Genomic DNA, 26,178 nt, shown 5'->3' on the forward strand with positions numbered 1-26,178 from the left:
AACCTTTACTTATACAAATCAGTGATGCTCCCTGGAAAGGTATTCGGCCGCGGCTTGTACTTGTGGGCAGCGCAAAATCTGCGTGGCAGGCTTGAGGATAACAGGGCTATTGATCTCATCACCTTCTCCACTTTGCGGTACATAACCCGGCGCTTCAATGCACCAACCCCACGAGTAGAAATTGGTTCCATGCATAAAGAAGATAATCTTCTCCCACTGGGATTTTTTCTTTACCTCAATATGCCCCCGGGAATCAGCGCGAAACTGCTCCGGCGGGGGGTAATACCCTGGCGGTGAACGCCTGGTATTCAGCCACATCATCGCGGTCGAGATTGGTTCTCCGGCCAGATTAAGGACATCAACGCCATAATGCGGACGAATTGTTGCATAACGCGGTATACAGCCACTCAACGCCAGCGTTATTAAGAGAAAACAAATTATCCCTTTCATTAGCTACCTCTGTAACAAAGCGGCATGAGTATGGCACTGATTAAATGCAGGGTAAAAAAAACGGCGGAGGAAATCCCCCGCCGCTTAAGGCTACTGTGCCGACTCAGGAGCAATTAGCCTTTAATGTCGTACAGCGGTGTCTGGCCTGCAACAACCTGACCCTGCGCCTTGATCACCAGGCCGCTAAAGTCGTCGATATTGCTGACCACCACCGGGCTAATCATCGAACGGGCATTGGCGTTGAGGTACTCCAGATCCATTTCGAGGACCGGCTGACCCGCGACCACTTCTGCGCCTTCTTCCACCAGACGCGTAAAGCCCTGTCCGCCTAGCGCGACGGTATCAATGCCCATATGAACAACGATTTCCGCGCCTTTTTCGGTTTCCAGACAGAAAGCATGGTTGGTGTTGAAGATTTTGACGATGGTGCCTGCTGCCGGGGAAACCACGACTTTCTCCGTCGGTTTCACCGCCACACCGTCACCTACCGCTTTGCTGGCAAATGCCTCATCCGGCACGTCATCCAGCGCAACGACTTCACCTGTCACCGGCGATACCAACTCAGCGATCACTGCCGCGTTCGGTACCGCCTGAGGCTTTACCGCAGCTGCCGGTGCGGCGGCTGGTGCCGCGCTGGCCGCAGCCGGAACATCACCGGCAGTTTTCATCGCATTAGCAATTTTCTCTGCCACAAAGCCGACGATAATCTGCACGCTGGTTTTGTTCAGGCGAATAACCCCCGTCGCGCCAAGGCGCTTCGCCAGCGCTTCATTGACCAGCGAAGAGTCGTTGACGTTCAGACGCAGACGTGTGATGCAAGCATCAATACCGGTCAGGTTAGCGGAACCGCCAACAGCAGCGATGTACTGACGCGCCAGACCGCTGACATCTTGTTCCGAAGACCCACTGAGGTTCACGTCCTGACCATCGGATTCATCACCCGCAACGGCAAGTTCACGGCCCGGCGTCATCATATTGAATTTGACGATGGCGAAACGGAACACCACATAATAGATGACGAAGAACACCAGACCCTGCGGGATAAGCATCCACCACTGGGTCGCCAGCGGGTTACGCGAAGAGAGCACCATATCCACCAGGCCCGCACTAAAGCCGAAACCGGCAATCCAGTGCATGCTCGCCGCGATAAAGACAGAGATACCGGTCAGTACCGCGTGGATCACATACAGCACTGGCGCTACGAACATAAAGGAGAACTCCAGCGGTTCGGTGATCCCCGTAAAGAAGGCAGCGAAGGCGCCAGCCATCATGATACCCAGCACTTTGGCTTTATTTTCCGGACGGGCGCACTGGTAAATCGCCAGCGCCGCCCCCGGCAGACCAAACATCATGATCGGGAAGAAACCTGCCTGATAACGACCGGTGATACCTACTACCGCTTTACCGGCTTCAATAGATTGCGCGCCGCCCAGGAAGTTAGGGATATCGTTAATGCCCGCTACATCGAACCAGAACACGGAGTTCAGCGCATGGTGCAGACCGACCGGGATCAGCAGACGGTTAAAGAAGGCATATACGCCCGCGCCGATTGAGCCCATTTTCTGGATGTATTCACCAAAACCAACCAGGCCGCTGAACACTACCGGCCAGATAAACATCATGATGAAAGCCACCACGATCATCACAAACGAAGTGAGGATCGGCACCAGACGGCGACCGCTAAAGAAGGAGAGCGCTTTCGGCAGCTCAACATTGCTGAAACGGTTATAAAGCTCTGCAGCGATAATCCCCACCAGAATACCGACGAACTGGTTTTTGATTTTACCGAAAGCAGCTGGCACCTGATCCGCAGGGATTTTTTGAATCATGGCAACGGCGGCAGGTGAGCAGAGCGTGGTTAATACGAGGAAGCCAACGAAGCCTGCCAGCGCGGCGGCACCGTCTTTGTCTTTGGACATACCGTAAGCGACACCCACCGCGAACAGCACACCCATGTTATCGATAATGGCGGAGCCAGACTGAATGAAGAACGCTGCCAACGCGTTTTCACCACCCCAACCAACCGGGTCAATCCAATACCCGACCCCCATGAGAATTGCCGCTGCGGGCAAGGTGGCGACAGGCACCATCAGCGCACGGCCGATTTTTTGCAAATAACCTAGAATACTCACTTTTATTCCCCCTATGAACCGGACTAAGGCTCACTGAAACAGTCGTTTTTTATTGTGTAACTAACCCTGAACGCACGGTTATTTTTTCACTACCTGACAGAGTGTGTGAAAAATTAATTCGCTTCGCAAATTAAACACCTATTTTCTGTGATTAAAATCACTAAGTCTTGTCAACAACCCTTTTGCATAGTGGCAAACTACGAAAACTTATTTTATGATTAAAAATATCAAGGCGGATTGCTCCCTTCTCTGTCACGAAACCAGGTTACGCTTAACCCTGAGCCAGCATGCATTCCGCCAATTTTTGTCATTAAACTTTTGAGGTGAATAATGAGACTGATTCCCCTGGCGACAGCTGAACAAGTCGGCAAATGGGCCGCTCGCCATATCGTCAACCGCATCAACGCATTCAAACCTACCGCAGACCGTCCGTTTATCCTGGGCTTGCCAACGGGTGGTACGCCGCTCACCGCTTACAAAGCGTTAGTTGAAATGCACAAAGCGGGCCAGGTTAGCTTCCAACACGTTGTAACCTTCAACATGGATGAATATGTCGGCTTGCCGAAAGAGCATCCGGAAAGCTACTACACCTTTATGCACCGCAACTTCTTCGATCACGTTGATATTCCGGCCGAAAATATTAACCTGCTTGATGGCAATGCGCCTGATATTGACGCAGAATGCCGCCGTTACGAAGAAAAAATCCGCTCTTACGGCAAAATTCACTTGTTCATGGGCGGCGTCGGTAACGATGGGCATATCGCGTTTAACGAACCGGCTTCTTCTCTGGCGTCGCGTACCCGCATTAAAACCCTGACCCACGACACCCGCGTGGCGAACTCGCGCTTCTTTGACGGCGACGTTAACCTGGTGCCGAAATACGCGCTGACCGTTGGCGTGGGTACGCTGCTCGACGCCGAAGAAGTGATGATCCTTGTTCTGGGCGGCGTGAAAGCGCAAGCGCTGCAAGCCGCCGTTGAAGGCAACGTTAACCATATGTGGACCATCAGCTGCTTACAGCTGCACCCGAAATCGGTGATCGTCTGCGACGAGCCGTCCACCATGGAGCTCAAGGTGAAAACGCTGAAATACTTCAACGAGTTAGAAGCGGAAAATATCAAAGGTCTGTAAGTTTGTTTCCGCTTCGCGAGGAAAATCCTGCGAAGCGGCACTCATTGTTAACCGGGGGTCGTTATGTATGCTTTAACCCATTGCCGAATCTTTACCGGCCATGAAATTCTGGATGACCATGCGCTAGTCGTAGCCGATGGCCTGATTGAACGTCTTTGCCCACTGGCAGAACTCCCAACGGGAATTGAACAACGCTCGCTTAATGGCGCCCTGCTCGCCCCCGGTTTTATTGATGTGCAGCTCAATGGCTGCGGCGGCGTTCAGTTTAATGACACCGCAGAGGCTGTCAGCGTCAAAACGCTGGAGATCATGCAGCACGCTAACGAAAAATCCGGCTGCACCAGTTTCCTGCCAACGCTTATCACCACCAGCGATGAATTAATGAAACAGGGCGTGCAGGTGATGCGCGACTACCTGGCAAAATATCCTCATCAGGCGCTGGGGCTTCACCTCGAAGGGCCGTGGCTGAATATCGTCAAAAAAGGCACGCACAATCCTGATTTCGTCCGTAAACCGGATCCAGCGCTGGTTGATTTCCTGTGCCAAAACGCAGATGTGATCACCAAAGTCACGCTGGCCCCGGAAATGGCGGGCTGCGAGGTGATTCGCCAACTGGCGGACGCGGGCATCGTGGTGTCTGCCGGTCACTCTAACGCGACGTTAAAAGAGGCGAAAGCGGGTTTCCGCGCCGGAATTAGCTTCGCAACGCACCTTTATAATGCGATGCCATATATCACTGGTCGCGAGCCAGGGCTTGCTGGCGCCGTGCTGGATGATGCCGATGTTTACTGCGGCGTGATTGCCGATGGGTTACATGTCGACTACGTTAATATTCGTAACGCTAAGCGATTGAAAGGCGACAAACTTTGCCTGGTGACTGACGCAACAGCGCCAGCAGGGGCAAATATTGATCAGTTCATTTTTGCTGGCAAAACAATATACTACCGAAATGGTTTGTGCGTGGACGAAAACGGAACGCTGAGCGGTTCCGCCCTGACGATGATCGAAGGGGTGCGTAATCTGGTGGAACATGTCGGCATTGCGCTGGATGAAGCGCTGCGTATGGCAACTCTCTACCCCGCTCGCGCCATTAGCGTTGACGAGAAATTGGGAAGTCTCGCCGTCGGTAAAGTGGCGAATCTCACCGCATTCACGCGCGATTATAAAATTATCAAGACCATCGTTAATGGCAACGAGGTCGCCACTGCATAAAAAGAGACGGTATGACATCAGGCGGACAAGCTCAAATCGGTAACGTTGACCTCGTAAAGCAGCTTAATAGCGCGGCGGTTTACCGCCTGATTGACCAACATGGCCCCATTTCGCGCATCCAGATTGCCGAACAAAGCCAGCTTGCTCCCGCCAGCGTGACAAAAATCACGCGCCAATTGATTGAACGCGGGCTGATCAAAGAAGTGGATCAGCAGGCCTCCACCGGAGGCCGCCGCGCAATCTCTATCATTACCGAAACCCGCAATTTTCAGGCTATTGGCGTTCGTCTCGGGCGCAACGACACGACCCTCACGTTATACGATCTGAGCAGCAAAGTGCTGGCAGAAGAACACTATCCGCTGCCGGAACGTACGCAGGAAACGCTGGAACACGCGCTACTCAACATCATTGGCCTGTTCATTGAAGCCAGCCAACGCAAAATCCGCGAGTTGATCGCCATTTCTGTGATCTTGCCAGGCCTTGTCGATCCTGAAAGTGGTGTGATTCGTTATATGCCGCATATCCAGGTTGATAATTGGGGTCTGGTGAACGCGCTGGAAAAACGCTTCAACTTAACCTGTTTTGTAGGGCACGACATTCGCAGCCTGGCCCTGGCCGAGCACTATTTTGGGGCAAGCCAAGATTGCGAAGACTCTATTTTGGTGCGCGTACACCGGGGAACCGGTGCGGGGATCATCTCTAACGGGCGTATTTTTATTGGTCGCAATGGCAACGTTGGCGAAATCGGCCATGTGCAGGTTGAACCGCTGGGCGAACGCTGCCACTGCGGCAACTTTGGTTGTCTGGAAACCATTGCTGCCAATGCCGCCATTGAACAACGCGTGCGTCATTTGCTGGAACAGGGCTACCAAAGCCGCCTCACGCAGGAGGATTGTTCCATCAAAGCCATCTGCAAAGCGGCGAATAAAGGCGATGCGCTGGCCTGCGAAGTCATTGAATACGTCGGTCGCCATCTTGGCAAAACCATCGCCATTGCTATTAACCTTTTTAACCCGCAAAAAGTGGTGATCGCTGGGGAAATTGTCGAAGCCGAAAAGGTGCTGCTGCCCGCCATTGAGGCGTGTATCAATACGCAGGCACTGAAAGCATTTCGCAAAAACCTGCCGGTGGTGCCGTCCACGCTCGATCATCGCTCTGCCATCGGCGCTTTCGCGCTGGTAAAACGTGCCATGCTGAACGGTCTGCTGCTCCAGCGTTTGCTGGAAAACTAACAGGGTTTATAGTTAATACTTATTTTTTATCCGGACTGTCCATGACCATTAAAAATGTAATCTGTGATATCGACGGCGTACTGATGCACGACAACGTTGCCGTACCCGGTGCTGCCGAATTCCTGACGCGGATCCTCGAAAAAGAGATGCCGCTGGTTTTGTTGACCAACTTTCCGTCCCAGACCGGCCAGGATCTGGCTAACCGCTTTGCGTCCGCCGGAATTGATGTGCCTGCCAGCGTCTTTTATACCTCGGCGATGGCAACCGCAGATTTCCTGAAACGCCAGGAAGGGAAAAAAGCGTATGTCGTCGGTGAAGGCGCGCTGATTCATGAGCTTTATAAAGCCGGTTTTACCATTACGGATATCAACCCGGATTTTGTCATCGTTGGCGAGACGCGTTCCTATAACTGGGAAATGATGCACAAAGCGGCATTTTTTGTGGCAAACGGCGCGCGCTTTATCGCGACCAATCCGGACACCCACGGGCGCGGTTTTTATCCGGCCTGCGGCGCACTTTGTGCCGGGATCGAAAAAATCTCGGGCCGCAAACCCTTTTATGTCGGCAAACCCAGTCCGTGGATTATCCGCGCCGCACTGAACACCATGCAGGCGCATTCAGAACATACGGTGATTGTCGGCGATAACCTGCGCACCGATATCCTGGCGGGTTTTCAGGCGGGTCTGGAAACCATTCTGGTGCTGTCCGGTGTTTCGCGCCTCGACGATATCGACAGCATGCCGTTCCGCCCTTCGTGGATTTACCCCTCCGTCGCGGAAATTGATGTTATCTGAACCTGGCCACGTCTTCGGACGTGGTTTTTTATTTTTACCGCCGATAAAAAATCACACCATTCAATAAAACGCGCATTATTTTGAGAATTCATCAATAGCGAAGCGCAATACATACGCTTTTTTCAGCATTCGGCAATCACCATTGCACTTTTTGATTTTCTCGCCGCAAAAGGCTTGCACCGCCCCCCGTTTTTGCGGCATTTTGACTGCCAGCACACAACATTACAGCAATGCCCTCAAGGTTAACGGAGAAGTCTATGTGTTCAATTTTTGGCGTACTGGATATCAAAACCGACGCAGCCGAATTACGTAAAAAAGCGCTGGAATTATCCCGCCTGATGCGCCACCGCGGCCCGGACTGGTCCGGTGTTTACGCAAGCGACAAAGCGATTCTGGCTCACGAACGTCTCTCCATCGTTGACGTCAACGCCGGTGCTCAGCCGCTGTACAACGAGAAAAAAACACATGCGCTGGCCGTTAACGGTGAAATCTACAACCACCAGGCGCTACGCGCGGAATACGGCGATCGCTATGCATTCCAGACCGGTTCCGACTGCGAAGTGATCCTCGCGCTGTATCAGGAAAAAGGCCCGGAATTTCTGGACGAATTGCAGGGCATGTTTGCCTTCGTTCTGTACGACAGTGAAAAAGATGCGTACCTGATTGGCCGCGATCATATTGGCATTATCCCTCTGTACATGGGTCACGATGAGCACGGCAACCTGTATGTTGCTTCCGAAATGAAAGCGCTGGTACCGGTTTGCCGCACCATTAAAGAGTTCCCGGCGGGCAGCTACCTGTGGAGCAAAGACGGTGAAATCCGCTCTTACTACCAACGTGACTGGTTCTCTTACGATGCCGTCAAAGACAACGTGACGGATAAAGCCGAGCTGCGCCAGGCGCTGGAAGACGCGGTGAAAAGCCATCTGATGTCGGACGTACCGTACGGCGTGCTGCTGTCTGGCGGTCTCGACTCTTCCGTTATCTCCGCGATCACCAAGAAATTCGCCGCGCGTCGCGTTGAAGATCAGGAGAAATCAGAAGCCTGGTGGCCGCAGTTGCACTCCTTCGCCGTTGGCCTGAAAGGCGCGCCGGATCTGAAAGCCGCGCAGGAAGTGGCTAACCATCTCGGCACCGTGCACCATGAAATTCATTTCACCGTGCAGGAAGGTCTGGATGCGATCCGCGATGTGATTTACCACATTGAAACTTATGACGTGACCACGATTCGCGCCTCAACGCCGATGTATTTGATGTCGCGCAAAATCAAAGCGATGGGCATCAAAATGGTGCTTTCCGGTGAAGGTTCTGATGAAGTGTTCGGCGGTTATCTCTACTTCCACAAAGCGCCGGATGCGAAAGAACTGCACGAAGAAACCGTGCGTAAACTGCAAGCGTTGCATATGTTTGACTGCGCGCGCGCCAACAAAGCGATGTCCGCATGGGGCGTGGAAGCTCGCGTACCGTTCCTGGATAAAAAATTCCTCGATGTCGCGATGCGTATCAACCCGCAGGACAAAATGTGTGGCAGCAACGGCAAAATGGAAAAACACATCCTGCGTGAATGTTTTGAATCCTACCTGCCGGCAAGCGTGGCATGGCGTCAGAAAGAGCAGTTCTCCGATGGTGTGGGTTACAGTTGGATCGACACGCTGAAAGAAGTGGCGGCGCAGCAGGTAACAGATCAGCAACTGGCCACCGCCAGCTACCGTTTCCCGTACAATACACCGGCCTCGAAAGAAGCTTATCTGTACCGTGAAATTTTTGAAGAATTGTTCCCGCTGACAAGCGCCGCGGAATGCGTGCCTGGCGGCCCGTCTGTTGCCTGCTCATCGGCTAAAGCGTTCGAATGGGATGAAGCGTTCAAAACCATGAACGATCCGTCTGGACGCGCAGTGGGTATTCACCAGTCAGCCTATTAATAAGTAATGCTTATTCCTACAGGCCCTGCGGGGCCTGTTGTTTTTGTGTCACTGATTTAACGCATAAAATCGAATTTTGCTGAATAAAGCGTCATGCTGTTCGCAACCTAACCAAACAGTCACATTCCGGCAATTTTCGATGAAAAAGGTATTGACGCTGTAGGGTCCAATACGCATAATGCGCCCCGCAACGCCGATAAGGTAACGCGAAAAAAAGATGGCTACGTAGCTCAGCTGGTTAGAGCACAGCACTCATAATGCTGGGGTCACAGGTTCGATTCCCGTCGTAGCCACCATCTTTTTTTGCGGGAGTGGCGAAATTGGTAGACGCACCAGATTTAGGTTCTGGCGCCGCAAGGTGTGCGAGTTCAAGTCTCGCCTCCCGCACCATTCCCAAAGAGGTGTTGCACGGATGGGGTATCGCCAAGCGGTAAGGCACCGGTTTTTGATACCGGCATTCCCTGGTTCGAATCCAGGTACCCCAGCCATCTCTTCTTCGACTCCTGCGTTTGTTTTCCGCGTCAGTCGTTGGGGTATCGCCAAGCGGTAAGGCACCGGTTTTTGATACCGGCATTCCCTGGTTCGAATCCAGGTACCCCAGCCAGTCGATGACTGGTCAAGCAATAAAATTTGGCTACGTAGCTCAGCTGGTTAGAGCACAGCACTCATAATGCTGGGGTCACAGGTTCGATTCCCGTCGTAGCCACCACATTCACGGTCTAATGCGTTAAGTGTTAAACCGGAAAGATTTGTTGGGGTATCGCCAAGCGGTAAGGCAGTGGATTCTGATTCCACCATTCCGAGGTTCGAATCCTCGTACCCCAGCCAACTTTAAAGACGTTTACTTCTGTGAACGCGCTTTTGGGGTATCGCCAAGCGGTAAGGCAGTGGATTCTGATTCCACCATTCCGAGGTTCGAATCCTCGTACCCCAGCCAATCAAAACAAAAAAGCTCGCTTCGGCGGGCTTTTTTGTTTTCTCCCTCCCGACAATGGGTAGCTATTCTCCTCGCAAAACACAGCGTAATTTATGCTTATTGTCTCAATGAGCTCGCATTATGAACTACCAAACAACCGCCCTGTGGATTTACGCCCCGCTCTACATACTGATTGCCGTCGCTGGCATCGGCCTCAGTTTCTTTGGCCTCTCCGCGCCCATCTTTTATGTCATCTGCATTGGGCTGATTTTTCCGGTCATCATTTCCATGCGGCTGCATACGCTCAGCGAAAGCGGCCAGGCGACATTAATGAAAGAGACCTCAAACTGGACAGTTTACGTGCAGGGCATTCCGGTGCAGGAGAAACGTTCGTCGCTGAAAAACCCCTGTTTCTTTACCCCGCAGCGAACGCAGCAATTTTTCATGCGCGGATTTATCGCCAGGCTCTGCCTGCAACTTGTCGCGGTAGGCATGTTGATACAGCAGACGCTCGCCAATCCGTTACTGAGCTACTACGGGCTGGCCGCGGTGTTTGCGTTGCTCTTCCTGCTGGTGCCGCTTTACCGCACGCTGATGGCCTTACGTGAAATCTATGTTGGCAAGTGGGCGCTGCAATATGTTGATGCTACGGTGGGCTATCAGGCCTTCTTTATTGACAAAAAAGGCCCTGGCACAGCATTGAATAAACTGCTGTCAGTGTTATAAATCGACGCCGCGCGCACCAACGAAAATGATACTTGCGGCAATATTACAAGCCTAAGGCGTATTTCAACGCCTGGCGCTTCAGCACACCGGCGCGTTCCGCCGCCATCAGGCCGATATTACGTAGCAAGCGCACCGGGCCGAGATCGTTACTGAACCCGGCATAAAACAGATCCATGCCGCTTTGCATAATGAAGTTATCCGCCATTCGGCGCATCTGGTAGCGTTTTAACACCCCTTGGCTGGCCCAGGCTTCCCCGTGCGAACGCGCCCCGGTCAGCACTTCCAGCAACGCCTCCACATCGCGATAACCCAGGTTTACCCCCTGCCCGGCCAGCGGATGGATGGTGTGCGCCGCATCGCCCACCAGCGCAAGCCCTGGACGGACATACTTCAAGGCGTGGCGACGCGTCAGTGGGAAAGCCGCCGCTGCGACCGGCTTAACGCGGCCCAGACGGGGCGGAAAGTGCAACGCAATTTCCTGTTCCAGTTGCACCATATTCAGCGTTTGCAACTGGCGAATGCGCGCTGGCGTGTCATACCACACCAGCGATGCCCAACGATCAAACAGCGGTAAAAAGGCATGAGGTCCGTGAGGGGTGAAGTGCTGCCAGGTGCTGTCGCCCGCCTCATCTTCGCACTCAACGGTGATTAACATGCACGATTGCTGATATTGCCAGGCGTGGATACCGATCCCGGCGGCCTGGCGCACCCAAGAGTTGGCGCCATCTGCGCCCACCACCAGCTTCGCCGTGAGCGTATCGCCATTGCTGAAAGTGAGCTCCTGGAAATCGTTATGGGCATGCAGCGCACTCAATGTTCCCTCAGTACGTAACGTCACCTGCGGATGCGCCTGCAGTTCATCCCACAGCGCACGCTGCAAAACCGTGTTCTCTACCATATAGCCGAGCAACGGCAGCTTCAGCTCGCGGGCGTCAAACATGACGTGCGCATTTTCCCACTCCCAGGTTTCCAACTGCCGGTACGGATGGCAGCGCATCGCCTGAATACTTTCCCAGACGCCCAGCCCGCGCAGCAACGCGACGGATGAGGCGCTGATGGCCGAGATCCGCACGTCCGGCTGTGCTTCGGGATTAAATACCGCCGGTTCGTGCCTTTCGATAACCGTTACGGCAAAACCATGTTGTGCCAGCCCCAGCGCCAGCGCCCCGCCGACCATTCCGCCGCCGACAATAGCGACCTCAGTGGATTGATTTGTCATGGCTCATTGTCCTTACACGAGAATGCCTTAAGTTTACCGGATTTTTCACGCCTTGCGGTTGAGAACCATCATACTGGTCAGCACGCGACCAAAGCATTACAATACGCGGCCTGCAATCCTGGCTTATACCCGTCATACTCAGGGTATACGAACTTAAGCAAGAGCAAGTCGATGACAAAAAAACTCCACATTAAAACTTGGGGCTGTCAGATGAACGAATACGATTCATCAAAGATGGCCGATCTGCTGGATGCCACACACGGCTATCAACTGACCGACGTGGCAGAAGAAGCGGATGTGCTGCTGCTCAATACCTGCTCAATCCGCGAGAAAGCCCAGGAGAAAGTCTTCCACCAATTGGGTCGCTGGAAGCTACTGAAAGAGAAAAACCCGGACCTGATCATCGGCGTTGGTGGCTGTGTCGCGTCTCAGGAAGGCGATCACATTCGTCAACGCGCTCACTATGTCGACATCATTTTTGGGCCGCAAACCCTGCACCGTCTGCCGGAAATGATCAATGCCGTTCGCGGCGATCGTAGCCCGGTTGTCGATATCAGCTTCCCGGAAATTGAAAAATTTGACCGCCTGCCAGAACCACGAGCCGATGGCCCGACGGCCTTCGTTTCTATTATGGAAGGCTGCAACAAATACTGTACTTACTGCGTTGTGCCTTATACGCGCGGCGAAGAAGTCAGCCGTCCTTCCGATGACATCCTGTTTGAAATCGCGCAACTGGCAGCGCAAGGCGTGCGTGAAGTGAACCTGCTCGGCCAGAACGTTAACGCCTGGCGCGGTGAAAACTTCGATGGCAGCATCGGCACCTTTGCAGAACTGCTGCGCCTGGTGGCGGCGATCGACGGTATCGACCGCGTTCGCTTTACCACCAGCCACCCGATTGAGTTCACCGACGACATCATTGAGGTCTATCGCGATACGCCGGAACTGGTGAGCTTCCTGCATCTGCCGGTGCAAAGCGGTTCCGACCGCGTGCTGAACCTGATGAGCCGTACCCACACCACGCTCGAATATAAAGCCATTATTCGTAAACTGCGCGCGGCGCGTCCGGATATCCAAATCAGTTCGGACTTTATCGTCGGCTTCCCTGGCGAAACCACCGACGATTTCGAAAAAACCATGAAGCTGATTGCCGATGTGAATTTCGACATGAGCTACAGCTTTATTTTCTCTGCCCGTCCGGGTACGCCCGCCGCCGATATGGTCGACGATGTGCCGGAAGAGGAGAAAAAACAGCGTCTGTATATTCTGCAAGAGCGCATCAACCAGCAGGCGATGGCCTGGAGTCGGCGTATGCTCGGTACCACGCAGCGTATTCTGGTAGAAGGCACATCGCGTAAGAGCATCATGGAGTTGTCCGGCCGTACCGAGAACAACCGCGTGGTGAACTTCGAAGGCAAGCCGGAGATGATCGGTAAGTTCGTCGATGTAGAAATTGTCGATGTTTATCCGAATTCTCTGCGCGGCGTGCTGGTGCGCACCGAAGAGGAAATGGGCCTGCGCGTGGTGGAATCCCCGGAATCCGTTATCGCCCGCACCCGCAAAGAGAACGATCTTGGCGTCGGCTCATATCAGCCGTGATGCCTCTGGCCTGCCCTCTCTGGCAGGCCTTGCTTTTCCCCTCGTCCATCCCAACATCATCCGCGATGCTTGCGACTTCTCTCTATGCCGTGAATAATTCCCTTATGGGCGCTGCGGCGAGACATATCAAAGAGGAACAGTTTGAACATAGATACGCGTGAAATTACCCTTGAGCCAGCGGACAACGCACGTCTGCTAAGTCTGTGCGGCCCGTTTGACGACAACATCAAACAACTGGAGCGGCGACTGGGCATCGAAATCAACCGCCGCGATAATCACTTCAAACTCACCGGACGCGAAATTTGCGTCAGCGCTGCCGCCGATATCCTGCGCAGTCTGTATGTCGATACCGCCCCGATGCGCGGTCAAACGCAGGAAATTGAGCCGGAACAAATCCACCTGGCGATCAAAGAAGCCCGCGTGCTGGAACAGAGCGCCGAGAGCGTGCCGGAATACGGCAAAGCGGTCAATATCAAGACCAAGCGTGGCGTCATCAAGCCGCGCACGCCAAACCAGGCGCAATACATCGCCAATATTCTCGATCATGACATCACCTTCGGCGTTGGCCCGGCGGGTACCGGTAAAACGTATCTTGCGGTTGCCGCAGCGGTCGATGCGCTGGAACGCCAGGATGTACGCCGTATTCTGCTGACCCGACCGGCCGTAGAAGCGGGTGAAAAGCTCGGCTTCCTGCCAGGCGATCTCAGCCAAAAAGTCGATCCTTATTTACGCCCTCTGTACGACGCGCTGTTTGAAATGCTCGGTTTCGAACGTGTCGAGAAGTTGATTGAACGCAACGTGATTGAAGTTGCGCCGCTCGCCTATATGCGCGGTCGCACCCTTAACGACGCGTTTATCATTCTTGATGAGAGCCAGAACACCACCATCGAACAGATGAAGATGTTCCTGACGCGCATCGGCTTTAATTCGAAAGCCGTAATCACCGGTGATGTAACGCAGATTGACCTACCGCGTAACACCAAATCCGGTTTGCGTCACGCCGTTGAAGTACTGGCGAACGTCGACGAAATCAGCTTTAACTTCTTCCACAGCGAAGACGTGGTGCGCCACCCGGTGGTTGCCCGCATCGTTATCGCCTATGAAGCCTGGGAAGAAGCAGAACAGAAACGTAAAGCCGAACTGGCCGCCGAGCGTAAACGCGAAGCCCAGGAGCAGGAGCAGAAATGAGTCAGGTGATCCTCGATTTACAACTGGCGTGTGAAGATAACGGCGGTCTGCCGGAAGAGGCGCAGTTCCAGAAATGGCTGGACGCCGTTATCCCGCAGTTTCAGGAAGAAGCGGAAGTGACCATTCGTCTGGTCGACAATGCGGAAAGCCACGAGCTGAATCTGACTTATCGCGGGAAAGACAAGCCGACCAACGTGCTCTCTTTCCCGTTTGAAGCTCCGCCCGGCATCGAAATGCCGCTGCTGGGCGATCTGATCATCTGCCGTCAGGTGGTTGAACAGGAAGCCCAGGAACAAGGCAAACCGCTGGATGCCCACTGGGCGCATATGGTGGTGCACGGCAGCTTGCACCTGCTGGGCTACGATCATATTGAAGACGATGAAGCCGAAGAGATGGAAGGAATCGAGACAGAGATAATGCTTGCTCTGGGCTATGAGGATCCGTACATTTCCGAGAAGGAGTAGTCTGTGCGCCGGTTCGCTGGCGCATCGACACAAAATGCCGTCCGGCGCTGAATTTACGCGTGACGAGCGACAAGTTAACTAACATGAGAACCCACACGACGCCATGAGCGACGATAACTCACACAGTAGCGACAATACCAACAGCAAAAAGGGATTCTTCTCCCTTTTACTCAGCCAGCTCTTTCACGGCGAACCGAAAAACCGTGATGAATTACTGGCTCTGATCCGAGACTCCGGGCAGAACGAGCTTATCGACAACGATACGCGCGACATGCTTGAAGGGGTGATGGATATCGCCGACCAGCGCGTTCGCGACATCATGATTCCCCGTTCACAAATGATTACCCTGAAACGCAACCAGACGCTGGACGAATGCCTCGATGTCATCATCGAGTCTGCCCACTCGCGTTTTCCGGTGATCAGCGAAGACAAAGATCATATCGAAGGGATTCTGATGGCTAAGGATTTGCTGCCGTTTATGCGCAGCGACGCCGAAGCATTCAGCATGGAAAAAGTGTTACGCCAGGCAGTGGTGGTTCCGGAAAGTAAGCGTGTCGATCGCATGCTGAAAGAGTTCCGTTCCCAGCGCTACCATATGGCTATCGTTATTGATGAGTTCGGTGGTGTTTCAGGCCTGGTCACGATCGAAGATATTCTTGAACTGATCGTCGGTGAAATCGAAGACGAATACGACGAAGAAGAAGATATCGATTTCCGCCAGCTCAGCCGCCACACCTGGACGGTTCGCGCGTTGGCACCGATTGAAGACTTCAATGAAGCCTTCGGCACCCACTTCAGCGATGAAGAGGTTGATACCATCGGCGGGTTAGTCATGCAGGCGTTTGGTCACCTGCCCGCACGCGGCGAAGCCATTGAAATTGATGGTTACCAATTCAAGGTCGCTATGGCTGATAGTCGACGTATTATTCAGGTCCATGTCAGAATGCCGGATGATTCTCCGCAACCGAAACTGGATGAGTAATGTAAATGGTATTTGCCGCATTGTTTGAGCGTCAGCGCGTACGTCTGCTGCTGGCGTTAGTTTTCGGAGCCAGCGGAACGCTGGCTTTTTCTCCTTATGACTTCTGGCCCGCCGCGCTCATTTCCCTGGCGGGTCTGCAAGGTTTAACCCTTAACCGCCGCCCTTTACAGTCCGCCTGGATTGGTTATTTCTGGGGGCTGGGCCTGTTTGGCAGCGGCGTACATTGGGTCTATGTCAGCATCGCGCAGTTCGGCGGTATGCCTGGCCCGGTCAACGTGTTCCTCGTGGTGTTACTGGCAGCGTATCTGTCGCTGTATACCGGGCTGTTCGCCGGAATTTTGTCGCGCCTGTGGCCACAAACCACCTGGCTGCGCGTGGCAATTGCCGCGCCTGTGGTTTGGCAAATCACCGAGTTTCTGCGCGGCTGGATCCTGACCGGTTTCCCGTGGTTGCAGTTTGGCTACAGCCAGATTGACGGCCCGCTGAAAGGCCTTGCACCGGTGCTGGGCGTCGAAGCGATCAACTTCCTGCTGATGGTGGTGAGTGGCCTGCTGGTGCTGGCGCTGGTTCAGCGTAACTGGCGCCCGTTGGTTGCCGCCGTGGTGCTGTTCGCGCTGCCTTTCCCGCTGCGTTTTATTCAGTGGTATCAACTGCTGCCAGAACGCACCACGCAAGTGTCGATGGTGCAGGGCAATATTCCGCAGTCGCTGAAGTGGGATGAAGGCCAGCTGATTAATACGCTGAAAATTTATGGTGACGCCACGGAAAAAGTGCTGGGCAAATCGCAGCTAATTATCTGGCCTGAATCGGCGATTCCGGATCTGGAAATCAATCAGCAGCGTTTTTTGAACACGCTGGACGATGTGTTGCGAACGAATAACAGCACGCTGATCACCGGGATTGTCGATGCACGGCTGAATCAGCAAAACCGTTACGACACTTACAATACGGTGATTACGCTCGGCAAAGACAACGCCTACAGCTACAGTTCGACCGATCGCTATAACAAAAATCATTTGGTGCCGTTTGGCGAGTTTGTGCCGCTGGAGTCGATTCTGCGTCCGCTGGCCCCATTCTTTGATTTGCCGATGTCGTCGTTCAGCCGTGGTCCTTATGTGCAGCAACCATTGCTCGCGCATGGCTTTAAACTGACCCCGGCGATTTGCTACGAGATCATTCTCGGCGAACAAGTGCGCGACAACTTCCGCCCGGATACGGATTTCCTGCTGACCATCTCTAACGACGCCTGGTTCGGTAAGTCGATTGGCCCGTGGCAACATTTCCAAATGGCACGTATGCGTTCGCTGGAGCTGGCGCGTCCGCTGCTGCGCAGCACCAATAACGGCATTACCGCCGTGATTGGCCCGCAAGGTGAGATTCAGGCGATGCTGCCGCAGTTCACCCGCGAAGTGCTGACCACCAAAGTGACGCCGACCACCGGCTTGACGCCGTACGCGCGGATGGGCAACTGGCCGCTGTGGGTTATCTCTGCGCTGCTCGGTTTTGCGGCGTTGGTGATGAGCCTGCGTCAACGCCGTCGTTAATCTCCCTGCCTCTGCTTTTGCCCGGTAACGCTTTGCTTACCGGGTCAACCTTCCGCCAATATCTTGCTGATTCTGTTGGCGTTTTATCGCCGGATGGCGACTGCGCTTATCCAGCCTACGGAGGCGTTGTAGGCCGGATAAGCGAAGCGCCATCCGGCAATTACTTCCCAAGCCAGATAAACGCAGCACCATCCGCCGCAAAATCATTTTGGCATGCCCTTTGCTTATATCTACCAGGTCGCTATGAAATCCGCTTATGTGCAATCAGTCGCACCGGCAGGGAACAGTAGCAGCACTAATCTGGTGCAATGGAAGATTTTTGCCTCTTAACGGTGCGGCGCGCCTCGCAAAAATAAACAATACCGCAGCAAAACCTTTACATTAAGCCAGACTAAATGTAACAAACACACACAACACTGCACGCTTATGTCGCAGCACATAAAAACAACACAACGGGTATCAACGTGCTTTTCGCACTGACGATAAAGGAGTCTGGATATGCAATTACGTAAACTGGCCGCCGCGATGCTGGTAATGGGAATGTCCGCCGGTCTGGTTCATGCTGAAGATGCAAAACCTGCCGACGCAGCGGGTCAGCAATCCACGCTGGATAAAATCGCCAAAAACGGCGTCATCGTCGTCGGTCACCGCGAATCATCTGTACCGTTCTCCTATTACGACAATTCACAAAAAGTTGTCGGTTATTCTCAAGACTACTCCAACGCTATCGTTGAAGCGGTGAAGAAAAAGCTTAACAAGCCGGACCTGGCCGTGAAGCTTATTCCTATCACTTCACAAAACCGTATTCCGCTGCTGCAAAACGGCACTTTCGACTTTGAGTGTGGTTCCACCACCAACAACGTTGAACGTCAAAAACAAGCGGCCTTCTCTGACACCATTTTCGTGGTGGGTACGCGTCTGCTGACCAAAAAAGGCGGCCCGATCAAAGATTTCGCTGACCTGAAAGGCAAAGCCGTGGTGGTGACCTCTGGTACCACGTCTGAAATTCTGCTGAACAAGCTGAACGACGAGAAGAAAATGGATATGCGCATCATCAGCGCGAAAGACCATGGCGACTCGTTCCGTACACTGGAAAGCGGCCGCGCTGTCGCCTTTATGATGGATGACGCCCTGCTGGCCGGTGAACGTGCGAAAGCCAAAAAACAGGATAACTGGGAAATCGTCGGCACTCCGCAATCCAAAGAAGCCTATGGCTGCATGCTGCGCAAAAACGATCCTGAGTTCAAAAAGCTGATGGATGACACCATTGCTCAGATCCAGACTTCAGGTGCTGCGGAAAAATCCTTCGATAAATGGTTTAAAAACCCGATTCCGCCAAAAAACATGAACCTCAGCTTCGACCTCTCTGACGATATGAAAGCGCTGTTCAAAGAACCGAATGACAAAGCTCTGAACTAATTACAACCATTAGGGGCGGGTTTACCTGCCCTCTCGATTGTCGAAGTTGCACGGACAGACTATACGTTGAATGGTCGTTCCCCACTCAGCGTGAACACTCGCACTTCATACAATCTTCGAGGGTAGCGCTGCTACCCTTTTTTTTCCGGAGTAGATTTATGTCCATAGACTGGAACTGGGGAATATTCCTGCAACAGGCCCCGTTCGGCAACACCACCTATCTTGGCTGGCTATGGAGTGGTTTTCAGGTCACCATCGCGCTTTCTGTGACGGCCTGGATTATCGCTTTTTTGGTCGGTTCTCTGTTTGGCATCCTGCGAACCGTTCCTAACCGTTTCCTGTCCGGCATTGGCACTTGCTATGTCGAACTGTTCCGTAACGTTCCGCTGATCGTGCAGTTCTTCACTTGGTACCTGGTGGTCCCGGAATTGCTGCCCGAAGACATCGGCATGTGGTTTAAAGCGGAGTTGGATCCGAATATCCAGTTCTTCGTCTCATCCATGGTGTGCCTCGGTCTGTTTACCGCCGCCCGCGTGTGCGAGCAAGTCCGTGCGGCAATCCAGTCGCTGCCGCGTGGTCAGAAGAACGCCGGTCTGGCAATGGGGCTGACGCTGTCGCAAACCTACCGCTATGTTCTGCTGCCGAACGCTTATCGCGTGATCGTGCCGCCAATGACCTCCGAGATGATGAACCTGGTGAAAAACTCAGCCATCGCCTCGACCATCGGTCTGGTGGACATGGCGGCGCAGGCAGGGAAACTGCTGGATTACTCCGCGCATGCGTGGGAATCCTTCACCGCCATCACCGTTGCGTATGTGCTGATTAACGCCATCATTATGTTGGTGATGAACCTGGTTGAACGCAAAATTCGCCTGCCGGGCAATATGGGGGGCAAATAATGTACGAATTTGACTGGAGTTCCATTGTTCCTTCCCTACCGTATTTGGTAGACGGGTTAATCGTCACGCTGAAAATCACCATTATCGCCATTGTGGTCGGTATCATTTGGGGAACCCTGCTGGCGGTGATGCGTCTGTCGACCTTCGCCCCGCTGCGCTGGTTTGCCAAGAGCTACGTGAACGTGTTCCGCTCCATTCCGCTGGTGATGGTGCTGCTGTGGTTCTACCTGATTGTGCCTGGTTTTCTGCAAAACGTGCTCGGCCTGTCACCGCAAACCGATATCCGCCTGATTTCCGCGATGGTGGCCTTCTCGATGTTCGAAGCGGCCTACTATTCAGAAATTATTCGCGCCGGTATCCAGAGTATCTCCCGCGGGCAATCGAGCGCCGCGCTGGCGCTGGGTATGACGCACTGGCAGTCGATGAAATTGATCATCCTGCCGCAGGCGTTTCGCGCCATGGTTCCGCTACTGCTTACGCAGGGGATCGTCTTATTCCAGGACACCTCACTGGTGTATGTCCTGAGCCTGGCGGATTTCTTCCGCACGGCTTCTACTATTGGCGAGCGTGATGGTACGCAGGTCGAAATGATCCTGTTTGCCGGCGCTGTCTATTTTGTTATCAGTCTTAGTGCTTCGCTGTTGGTCAGCTGGCTGAAGAAAAGGACCGTCTAATGATTTCCCTGAAAAATGTTTCTAAATGGTATGGCCACTTTCAGGTGCTGACCGACTGCTCCACGGAAGTGAAGAAAGGTGAAGTGGTGGTGGTGTGCGGCCCGTCCGGGTCGGGCAAATCCACGCTGATTAAAACCGTCAATGGTCTGGAACCGGTGCAGAAAGGCGAGATCGTGGTCAACGGCACAACGGTGAACGATAAGAAAACCAATCTGGCGGAGCTGCGTTCGCATGTCGGCATGGTGTTCCAGCACTTTGAGCTGTTCCCGCATTTGTCGATCATCGAAAACCTGACGCTGGCGCAGGTAAAAGTGCTCAAGCGTGATAAAGCCGCAGCGCGGGATAAAGGGCTAAAATTGCTGGAGCGCGTTGGCCTGTCAGCACATGCCAACAAGTTCCCGGCGCAGCTTTCCGGCGGCCAGCAGCAGCGTGTGGCGATCGCCCGTGCGCTCTGTATGGATCCGGTCGCTATGCTGTTTGACGAACCGACTTCCGCGCTCGATCCAGAAATGATCAACGAAGTGTTGGACGTCATGGTTGAGCTGGCGAACGAAGGGATGACAATGATGGTAGTGACCCACGAAATGGGCTTTGCCCGCAAAGTGGCCAACCGCGTGATCTTTATGGATGAAGGGAAAATTGTCGAAGACTCCGAGAAAGAGGCGTTCTTTGATAACCCGAAATCCGATCGCGCCAAAGACTTCCTCGCGAAGATCCTGCACTAATCGCATTACGCCTGCCCGCAATCCGTGGGCAGGCGCTTTTCACTTAGGGTTCAAACGGACGACGCTGGAACTGATCGTGACCGCATTTCGGACACAGCGGCAAAACGTCCGGGGTATAAACCGCCAAATGGAAATGGCACTTCTCGCAGACCAGATTCCCCAGCCCAACCACTTCGCCGCTGTGATACACGCCGTGGTGATTCAGATCCTGGAACACTTCGCGCCATTCAAGCTGTGTTTTGTCGGTGATATCCGCCAGTTCCTGCCAGATGCTCTCTTTGATCACCCGCATAAACACGCCGTCGGTGACCTCTTCCTGGCTCTCGTTATAGCTGCGCGCGAACTCTTCCAGATCGCGGCGGATCGCCCGCATTAACTCGTCAACTTCTGTACGCGTTAACTCACCGGTCTGCGCGACCCTCAGGCGTGCCTGTTCGACTAATGCGTCAATATCGCGATCGCCGTTACGCAGGCGTTCGGTCAATGTGGCGACCAGTTCACGGTAAAAATGAGCAACCTTGTTCATCGTTTCGCCTCCCGGTTCAGTAACTAATTCTAATGATAGACGTTATTTTTCACCCGCAGTGCCGAGTCGCCCGCACAGTCGACAAAAAGTTAGCTGTCAGAGGCGGCGGCTATTTCGCGCCCGGTTTTCGGAAAGGCTGTTTTGAGGCTGGCGTTTGGGCTATGCTATGCCGACTGAAAAACCACGTATCAACGCTACATTTGTAGCTGTAGCAAAAACAGGACTACTGGCTGCCATGCAAGAGCAATACCGCCCGGAAGAGATAGAATCCAACGTACAGCGTCACTGGGAAGAGAAACGCACATTCGAAGTCACTGAAGACGAGAGCAAAGAAAAATACTATTGCCTGTCGATGCTCCCCTATCCTTCTGGCCGACTACACATGGGCCACGTTCGTAACTACACCATCGGTGATGTCATTTCCCGCTACCAGCGCATGCTGGGTAAAAACGTGCTGCAGCCTATCGGCTGGGATGCGTTCGGTCTGCCGGCGGAAGGCGCGGCAGTAAAGAACAATACCGCGCCAGCACCGTGGACCTACGACAACATCGCTTACATGAAAAACCAGCTCAAAATGCTGGGTTTCGGCTACGACTGGAGCCGTGAAGTCACCACCTGTACGCCAGAGTATTATCGCTGGGAACAGAAGTTCTTCACCGAGCTCTATAAAAAAGGCCTCGTCTACAAAAAAACCTCTGCGGTGAACTGGTGCCCGAACGACCAGACCGTGCTGGCGAACGAACAGGTTATCGACGGTTGCTGCTGGCGCTGCGATACCAAAGTTGAGCGTAAAGAGATCCCGCAGTGGTTTATCAAAATCACCGCTTACGCCGACGAACTGCTGAGCGATCTGGATAAGATGGATCAGTGGCCGGATACCGTTAAAACCATGCAGCGTAACTGGATTGGCCGTTCCGAAGGTGTGGAAATCACCTTTGACGTGCAGAACAGCGACGAGAAGCTGACGGTTTACACCACGCGCCCGGATACCTTCATCGGCGCCACTTACCTCGCCGTTGCCGCAGGTCACCCGCTGGCACAGCAGGCCGCGCAGAACAAACCCGAATTAGCTAACTTCATCGACGAATGCCGCAACACTAAAGTCGCGGAAGCCGATATGGCAACGATGGAGAAAAAAGGCGTCGACACCGGTGTGAAAGCGATTCATCCGCTAACCGGCGAAGCGATTCCGGTCTGGGCGGCAAACTTCGTGCTGATGGAATACGGCACCGGCGCGGTCATGGCTGTTCCAGGTCATGACCAGCGCGACTACGAATTCGCCACCAAATACAGCCTGCCAATTAAACCGGTCATCCTCAACGCAGACGGCAGCGAGCCGGATCTCAGCGCGCAGGCGATGACCGAGAAAGGCGTGCTGTTTAACTCGGGTGAGTTCGATGGTCTCGACTTTACCGCCGCTTTTAACGCGATTGCCGATAAACTGGCCGCGAAAGGCGTTGGCGAGCGCAAAGTAAACTTCCGTCTGCGCGACTGGGGGGTTTCCCGCCAGCGCTACTGGGGCGCGCCGATTCCGATGGTGACGCTGGAAGACGGAACTGTTGTCCCGACGCCGGAAGATCAACTGCCCGTTATTCTGCCGGAAGATGTCGTCATGGACGGCATCACCAGCCCGATCAAAGCCGATCCAGAGTGGGCAAAAACCACCGTTAACGGTCAGCCTGCGCTGCGTGAAACCGATACTTTCGACACCTTTATGGAGTCCTCCTGGTACTACGCGCGTTACACCTGCCCGCAGTACGACAAAGGAATGCTCGATCCCAACGCGGCGAACTACTGGCTGCCGGTGGATATTTATATCGGCGGTATCGAACACGCCATCATGCACCTGCTCTATTTCCGCTTCTTCCACAAACTGATGCGCGATGCGGGCATGGTTAACTCTGATGAGCCCGCCAAACAGCTGCTTTGCCAGGGCATGGTGCTGGCTGACGCCTTCTACTATGTCGGCGCGAGCGGCGAACGTAACTGGGTTTCGCCGAAAGAAGCGATTGTTGAGCGTGACGAGAAAGGCCGTATCGTGAAAGCGCATGACGCAGCGGGTCACGAGCTGGTCTATACCGGCATGAGCAAAATGTCCAAGTCGAAAAATAACGGTATCGACCCGCAGGAAATGGTTGAACGTTACGGCGCGGACACCGTGCGTCTGTTTATGATGTTTGCCTCCCCGGCGGACATGACGCTGGAGTGGCAAGAGTCCGGCGTAGAAGGCGCGAACCGCTTCCTGAAACGCGTCTGGAAACTGGTTTACGAACACACTGCGCAAGGTGCCGTTGTACCGCTGGATCTGGCTGCGCTGAGCGAAGATCAGCAAGCACTGCGTCGCGACGTACACAAAACCATCGCCAAAGTCTCCGATGATATCGGTCGTCGTCAGACCTTCAACACCGCTATCGCGGCCATCATGGAGCTGATGAACAAGCTGGCGAAAGCGCCGCAGGAAAGCGCACAAGATCGCGCATTAATGCAGGAAGCGCTGCTGGCGGTGGTTCGTATGTTGAACCCGTTCACGCCGCACGCAAGCTTTACGCTCTGGCAGGAACTGGGTGGCGAAGGCGATATCGACAACGCGCCGTGGCCGGTAGCGGACGAAAAAGCGATGGTGGAAAACACCACGCTGGTTGTCGTGCAGGTTAACGGCAAAGTCCGCGGTAAAATCACCGTGGCCGTCGACGCGACCGAAGAGCAAGTCCGTGAACGCGCGGGCCAGGAACATCTGGTGGCGAAATATCTTGATGGCGTTACCGTGCGTAAAGTGATTTACGTACCGGGTAAACTGCTCAATCTGGTCGTTGGCTAAGCGCGGGAGGAAGCGTGCGATATCTGGCAACATTGTTTGTAGCACTGGCGGTGTTGGTCACCGCCGGATGTGGCTGGCATCTGCGCAGTAACACGCAGGTACCGACCGAAATGAAAACGATGATCTTCAACTCCAGCGATCCGAATGGTCCGCTGAGCCGTTCTATTCGCAGCCAGCTGCGTCTGAACGGTGTGACGTTGTTGAGTGAAAGTTCTACGCGTCAGGACGTGCCGTCGCTTCGCCTGGGTTCGGTGTCGATGGGTCGAGATACGGCCTCTGTTTTCCAGGATGGCCGTACTGCGGAGTATCAAATGGTGCTGACGGTCAGCGCGAGCGTGCTGATTCCGGGTCATGATATCTACCCGATCAGCACGAAAGTGTACCGTTCGTTCTTCGATAACCCGCAAAAGGCGCTGGCGAAATCAGCGGAGCAGGACATTATCGTGAAAGAGATGTATGAAAAGGCCGCAGAGCAATTGATTCGCAAGCTGCCAAGCGTGCGTACGGCTGACGCGAAAAATACGCGTGAAGCCGAAGCGATGCCTGTTGCGCCCACTTCGGCAACGCCGGGTAGCTAATGCTCAGGTTGTATCCGGAACAACTCCGCGCGCAGCTCAATGAAGGGCTGCGCGCGGCGTATCTGCTGCTGGGTAACGATCCGTTACTACTCCAGGAGAGCCAGGATGCCGTGCGCCAGGTCGCTGCCGCGCAAGGTTTCACTGAACATCACACTTTTTCCCTTGATAACAGCACCGACTGGGACGAAATCTTTTCGATTTGCCAGGCGCTCAGCCTGTTCGCCAGCCGACAAACGTTGTTATTGCAATTGCCGGATAACGGCCCAAACGCCGCCATCAATGAGCAACTGGCGAAACTAATCAGCCTGCTGCATGAGGATCTGATCCTGATCGTACGCGGCAATAAATTAACCAAAGCGCAGGAAAACGCCGCCTGGATAACCCAGTTAAACACCCGAGTCGTGCAGGTGAGTTGTCAGACGCCTGAACAGGCGAACTTGCCGCGCTGGGTGGCAGCGCGGGCAAAGCAAAACAAGCTGGATTTAGATGAAGCGGCAAATCAGCTGCTCTGCTATTGCTACGAAGGCAATCTGTTAGCTCTGGCGCAAGCGCTGGAGCGTCTTTCGCTGCTGTGGCCGGATGGCAAACTCACCCTGCCCCGCGTGGAACAAGCGGTCAACGATGCCGCGCACTTTACGCCGTTTCACTGGGTGGACGCGCTGTTGGCCGGGAAAAGTAAACGCGCGTTGCATATTCTCACCCAGCTTCGGCTGGAGGCCTGCGAACCGGTGATTCTGCTGCGCACCGTGCAGCGAGAATTGCTGCTGCTGGTCACGCTGAAACGCCAAATGGCGCATACGCCTTTGCGCACGCTGTTTGATAAACATCGAGTATGGCAAAACCGCCGCAGTACAACCACCGATGCGCTGAACCGCCTAAGCATCAATCAGTTGCGCCAGGCTGTTCATCTGCTAAGCCGCATTGAGCTGATCGTGAAGCAGGATTTCGGTCAATCGGTGTGGGCGGAGCTGGAAGGGCTTTCTCTGCTACTCTGTCATAAGGCACTGGCAGACGTTTTTATTGATGGTTGA

22 protein-coding genes and 7 tRNA genes are annotated in these 26,178 nt (G+C 53.9%); 25 read left to right on the forward strand and 4 right to left on the reverse strand.

Annotated elements, in window-relative coordinates; genetic code table 11:
- Positions 1-18: 18 nt before the first annotated feature.
- On the reverse strand, positions 19-450 hold the full coding sequence (locus AAEY27_RS15410; protein ID WP_342321567.1) for a hypothetical protein: 432 nt from the start codon (positions 448-450) through the stop codon (positions 19-21).
- A 113-nt stretch (positions 451-563) separates the two neighbouring features.
- A complete protein-coding gene (nagE, locus tag AAEY27_RS15415; protein ID WP_342321569.1) occupies positions 564-2,582 on the reverse strand; it encodes an N-acetylglucosamine-specific PTS transporter subunit IIBC in 2,019 nt (672 codons plus the stop codon).
- Between the two features lie 330 nt (positions 2,583-2,912).
- On the opposite strand from nagE, the gene nagB reads away from it, so the two are divergent.
- The 13 genes from nagB (at position 2,913) to AAEY27_RS15480 (ending at position 10,515) form a co-directional block, all read left to right on the forward strand.
- A complete protein-coding gene (gene nagB / locus AAEY27_RS15420; RefSeq protein WP_342321570.1) occupies positions 2,913-3,713 on the forward strand; it encodes a glucosamine-6-phosphate deaminase in 801 nt (266 codons plus the stop codon).
- 63 nt (positions 3,714-3,776) lie between these two features.
- Positions 3,777-4,925: an N-acetylglucosamine-6-phosphate deacetylase gene (gene nagA / locus AAEY27_RS15425; RefSeq protein ID WP_342321572.1), complete on the forward strand. Its 1,149-nt coding sequence runs from the start codon at positions 3,777-3,779 to the stop codon at positions 4,923-4,925.
- Between the two features lie 11 nt (positions 4,926-4,936).
- Positions 4,937-6,157, forward strand: a complete 1,221-nt coding sequence (gene nagC, locus AAEY27_RS15430; protein ID WP_342321573.1) for a DNA-binding transcriptional regulator NagC — start codon at positions 4,937-4,939, stop codon at positions 6,155-6,157.
- 41 nt (positions 6,158-6,198) lie between these two features.
- Positions 6,199-6,951: an HAD-IIA family hydrolase gene (locus AAEY27_RS15435; RefSeq protein ID WP_342321574.1), complete on the forward strand. Its 753-nt coding sequence runs from the start codon at positions 6,199-6,201 to the stop codon at positions 6,949-6,951.
- Between the two features lie 257 nt (positions 6,952-7,208).
- Positions 7,209-8,873, forward strand: a complete 1,665-nt coding sequence (gene asnB / locus AAEY27_RS15440; RefSeq protein ID WP_342321575.1) for an asparagine synthase B — start codon at positions 7,209-7,211, stop codon at positions 8,871-8,873.
- Positions 8,874-9,092: 219 nt separating this feature from the next.
- A tRNA-Met gene (locus AAEY27_RS15445) sits at positions 9,093-9,169 on the forward strand.
- A gap of 9 nt (positions 9,170-9,178) precedes the next feature.
- Positions 9,179-9,263, forward strand: a tRNA-Leu gene (locus AAEY27_RS15450).
- 23 nt (positions 9,264-9,286) lie between these two features.
- Positions 9,287-9,361: transfer RNA gene (locus AAEY27_RS15455), tRNA-Gln, on the forward strand.
- A 41-nt stretch (positions 9,362-9,402) separates the two neighbouring features.
- Positions 9,403-9,477 (forward strand) — tRNA-Gln (locus AAEY27_RS15460).
- Between the two features lie 28 nt (positions 9,478-9,505).
- Positions 9,506-9,582 (forward strand) — tRNA-Met (locus tag AAEY27_RS15465).
- A gap of 44 nt (positions 9,583-9,626) precedes the next feature.
- Positions 9,627-9,701: transfer RNA gene (locus AAEY27_RS15470), tRNA-Gln, on the forward strand.
- Between the two features lie 34 nt (positions 9,702-9,735).
- Positions 9,736-9,810: transfer RNA gene (locus tag AAEY27_RS15475), tRNA-Gln, on the forward strand.
- A gap of 120 nt (positions 9,811-9,930) precedes the next feature.
- Entirely contained in the window at positions 9,931-10,515 is a 585-nt protein-coding gene (locus AAEY27_RS15480) for a hypothetical protein (RefSeq protein WP_342321576.1), read from the forward strand.
- Between the two features lie 43 nt (positions 10,516-10,558).
- Here the strand turns inward: AAEY27_RS15480 and ubiF are convergent, their stop codons facing one another.
- Positions 10,559-11,734, reverse strand: coding sequence for a 3-demethoxyubiquinol 3-hydroxylase (ubiF, locus tag AAEY27_RS15485; protein WP_342321577.1), 1,176 nt, complete (start codon positions 11,732-11,734; stop codon positions 10,559-10,561).
- Positions 11,735-11,905: 171 nt separating this feature from the next.
- Here ubiF and miaB point away from each other — a divergent pair, with 171 nt between their 5' ends.
- The 9 genes from miaB (at position 11,906) to AAEY27_RS15530 (ending at position 21,225) form a co-directional block, all read left to right on the forward strand.
- Positions 11,906-13,330: a tRNA (N6-isopentenyl adenosine(37)-C2)-methylthiotransferase MiaB gene (miaB, locus tag AAEY27_RS15490; protein WP_342321579.1), complete on the forward strand. Its 1,425-nt coding sequence runs from the start codon at positions 11,906-11,908 to the stop codon at positions 13,328-13,330.
- 141 nt (positions 13,331-13,471) lie between these two features.
- The gene (locus AAEY27_RS15495; RefSeq protein ID WP_342321580.1) at positions 13,472-14,518 is read left to right on the forward strand and encodes a PhoH family protein; all 1,047 of its coding nucleotides are present in this window, start codon (positions 13,472-13,474) and stop codon (positions 14,516-14,518) included.
- Complete coding sequence (gene ybeY / locus AAEY27_RS15500; RefSeq protein WP_342321581.1) at positions 14,515-14,982, forward strand: rRNA maturation RNase YbeY; 468 nt, start codon at positions 14,515-14,517, stop codon at positions 14,980-14,982. Before AAEY27_RS15495 ends, ybeY begins: the two co-directional genes overlap by 4 nt.
- 103 nt (positions 14,983-15,085) lie before the next feature.
- Positions 15,086-15,964 (forward strand): CNNM family magnesium/cobalt transport protein CorC, encoded by an 879-nt coding sequence (gene corC, locus AAEY27_RS15505; RefSeq protein ID WP_342321583.1) that lies wholly within the window; start codon positions 15,086-15,088, stop codon positions 15,962-15,964.
- A 5-nt stretch (positions 15,965-15,969) separates the two neighbouring features.
- Positions 15,970-17,508, forward strand: a complete 1,539-nt coding sequence (gene lnt / locus AAEY27_RS15510; RefSeq protein WP_342321584.1) for an apolipoprotein N-acyltransferase — start codon at positions 15,970-15,972, stop codon at positions 17,506-17,508.
- Positions 17,509-18,006: 498 nt separating this feature from the next.
- Positions 18,007-18,927, forward strand: coding sequence for an amino acid ABC transporter substrate-binding protein (locus AAEY27_RS15515; protein WP_342321585.1), 921 nt, complete (start codon positions 18,007-18,009; stop codon positions 18,925-18,927).
- Between the two features lie 158 nt (positions 18,928-19,085).
- Positions 19,086-19,826: an amino acid ABC transporter permease gene (locus tag AAEY27_RS15520; protein WP_342321586.1), complete on the forward strand. Its 741-nt coding sequence runs from the start codon at positions 19,086-19,088 to the stop codon at positions 19,824-19,826.
- Positions 19,826-20,500, forward strand: a complete 675-nt coding sequence (gene gltK, locus AAEY27_RS15525; protein ID WP_342321587.1) for a glutamate/aspartate ABC transporter permease GltK — start codon at positions 19,826-19,828, stop codon at positions 20,498-20,500. The genes AAEY27_RS15520 and gltK overlap by 1 nt, the downstream gene beginning before the upstream one ends.
- Positions 20,500-21,225: an amino acid ABC transporter ATP-binding protein gene (locus AAEY27_RS15530; protein ID WP_342321588.1), complete on the forward strand. Its 726-nt coding sequence runs from the start codon at positions 20,500-20,502 to the stop codon at positions 21,223-21,225. Before gltK ends, AAEY27_RS15530 begins: the two co-directional genes overlap by 1 nt.
- A gap of 43 nt (positions 21,226-21,268) precedes the next feature.
- On the opposite strand, the gene AAEY27_RS15535 is transcribed toward AAEY27_RS15530, so the two are convergent.
- Entirely contained in the window at positions 21,269-21,751 is a 483-nt protein-coding gene (locus AAEY27_RS15535; RefSeq protein WP_342321589.1) for a zinc ribbon-containing protein, read from the reverse strand.
- A 235-nt stretch (positions 21,752-21,986) separates the two neighbouring features.
- Between AAEY27_RS15535 and leuS the strand changes: the two genes are divergently transcribed.
- From leuS to holA, 3 genes are read left to right on the forward strand one after another with little or no spacing between them, the layout of a single operon-like run.
- A complete protein-coding gene (leuS, locus tag AAEY27_RS15540) occupies positions 21,987-24,569 on the forward strand; it encodes a leucine--tRNA ligase (RefSeq protein ID WP_342321590.1) in 2,583 nt (860 codons plus the stop codon).
- Positions 24,570-24,583: 14 nt separating this feature from the next.
- Positions 24,584-25,147, forward strand: a complete 564-nt coding sequence (lptE, locus tag AAEY27_RS15545; protein WP_342321591.1) for an LPS assembly lipoprotein LptE — start codon at positions 24,584-24,586, stop codon at positions 25,145-25,147.
- Positions 25,147-26,178, forward strand: coding sequence for a DNA polymerase III subunit delta (gene holA / locus AAEY27_RS15550; RefSeq protein ID WP_342321592.1), 1,032 nt, complete (start codon positions 25,147-25,149; stop codon positions 26,176-26,178). The genes lptE and holA overlap by 1 nt, the downstream gene beginning before the upstream one ends.

This window comes from Kosakonia sp. BYX6 (assembly GCF_038449125.1).
GTDB lineage: Bacteria > Pseudomonadota > Gammaproteobacteria > Enterobacterales > Enterobacteriaceae > Kosakonia > Kosakonia calanthes.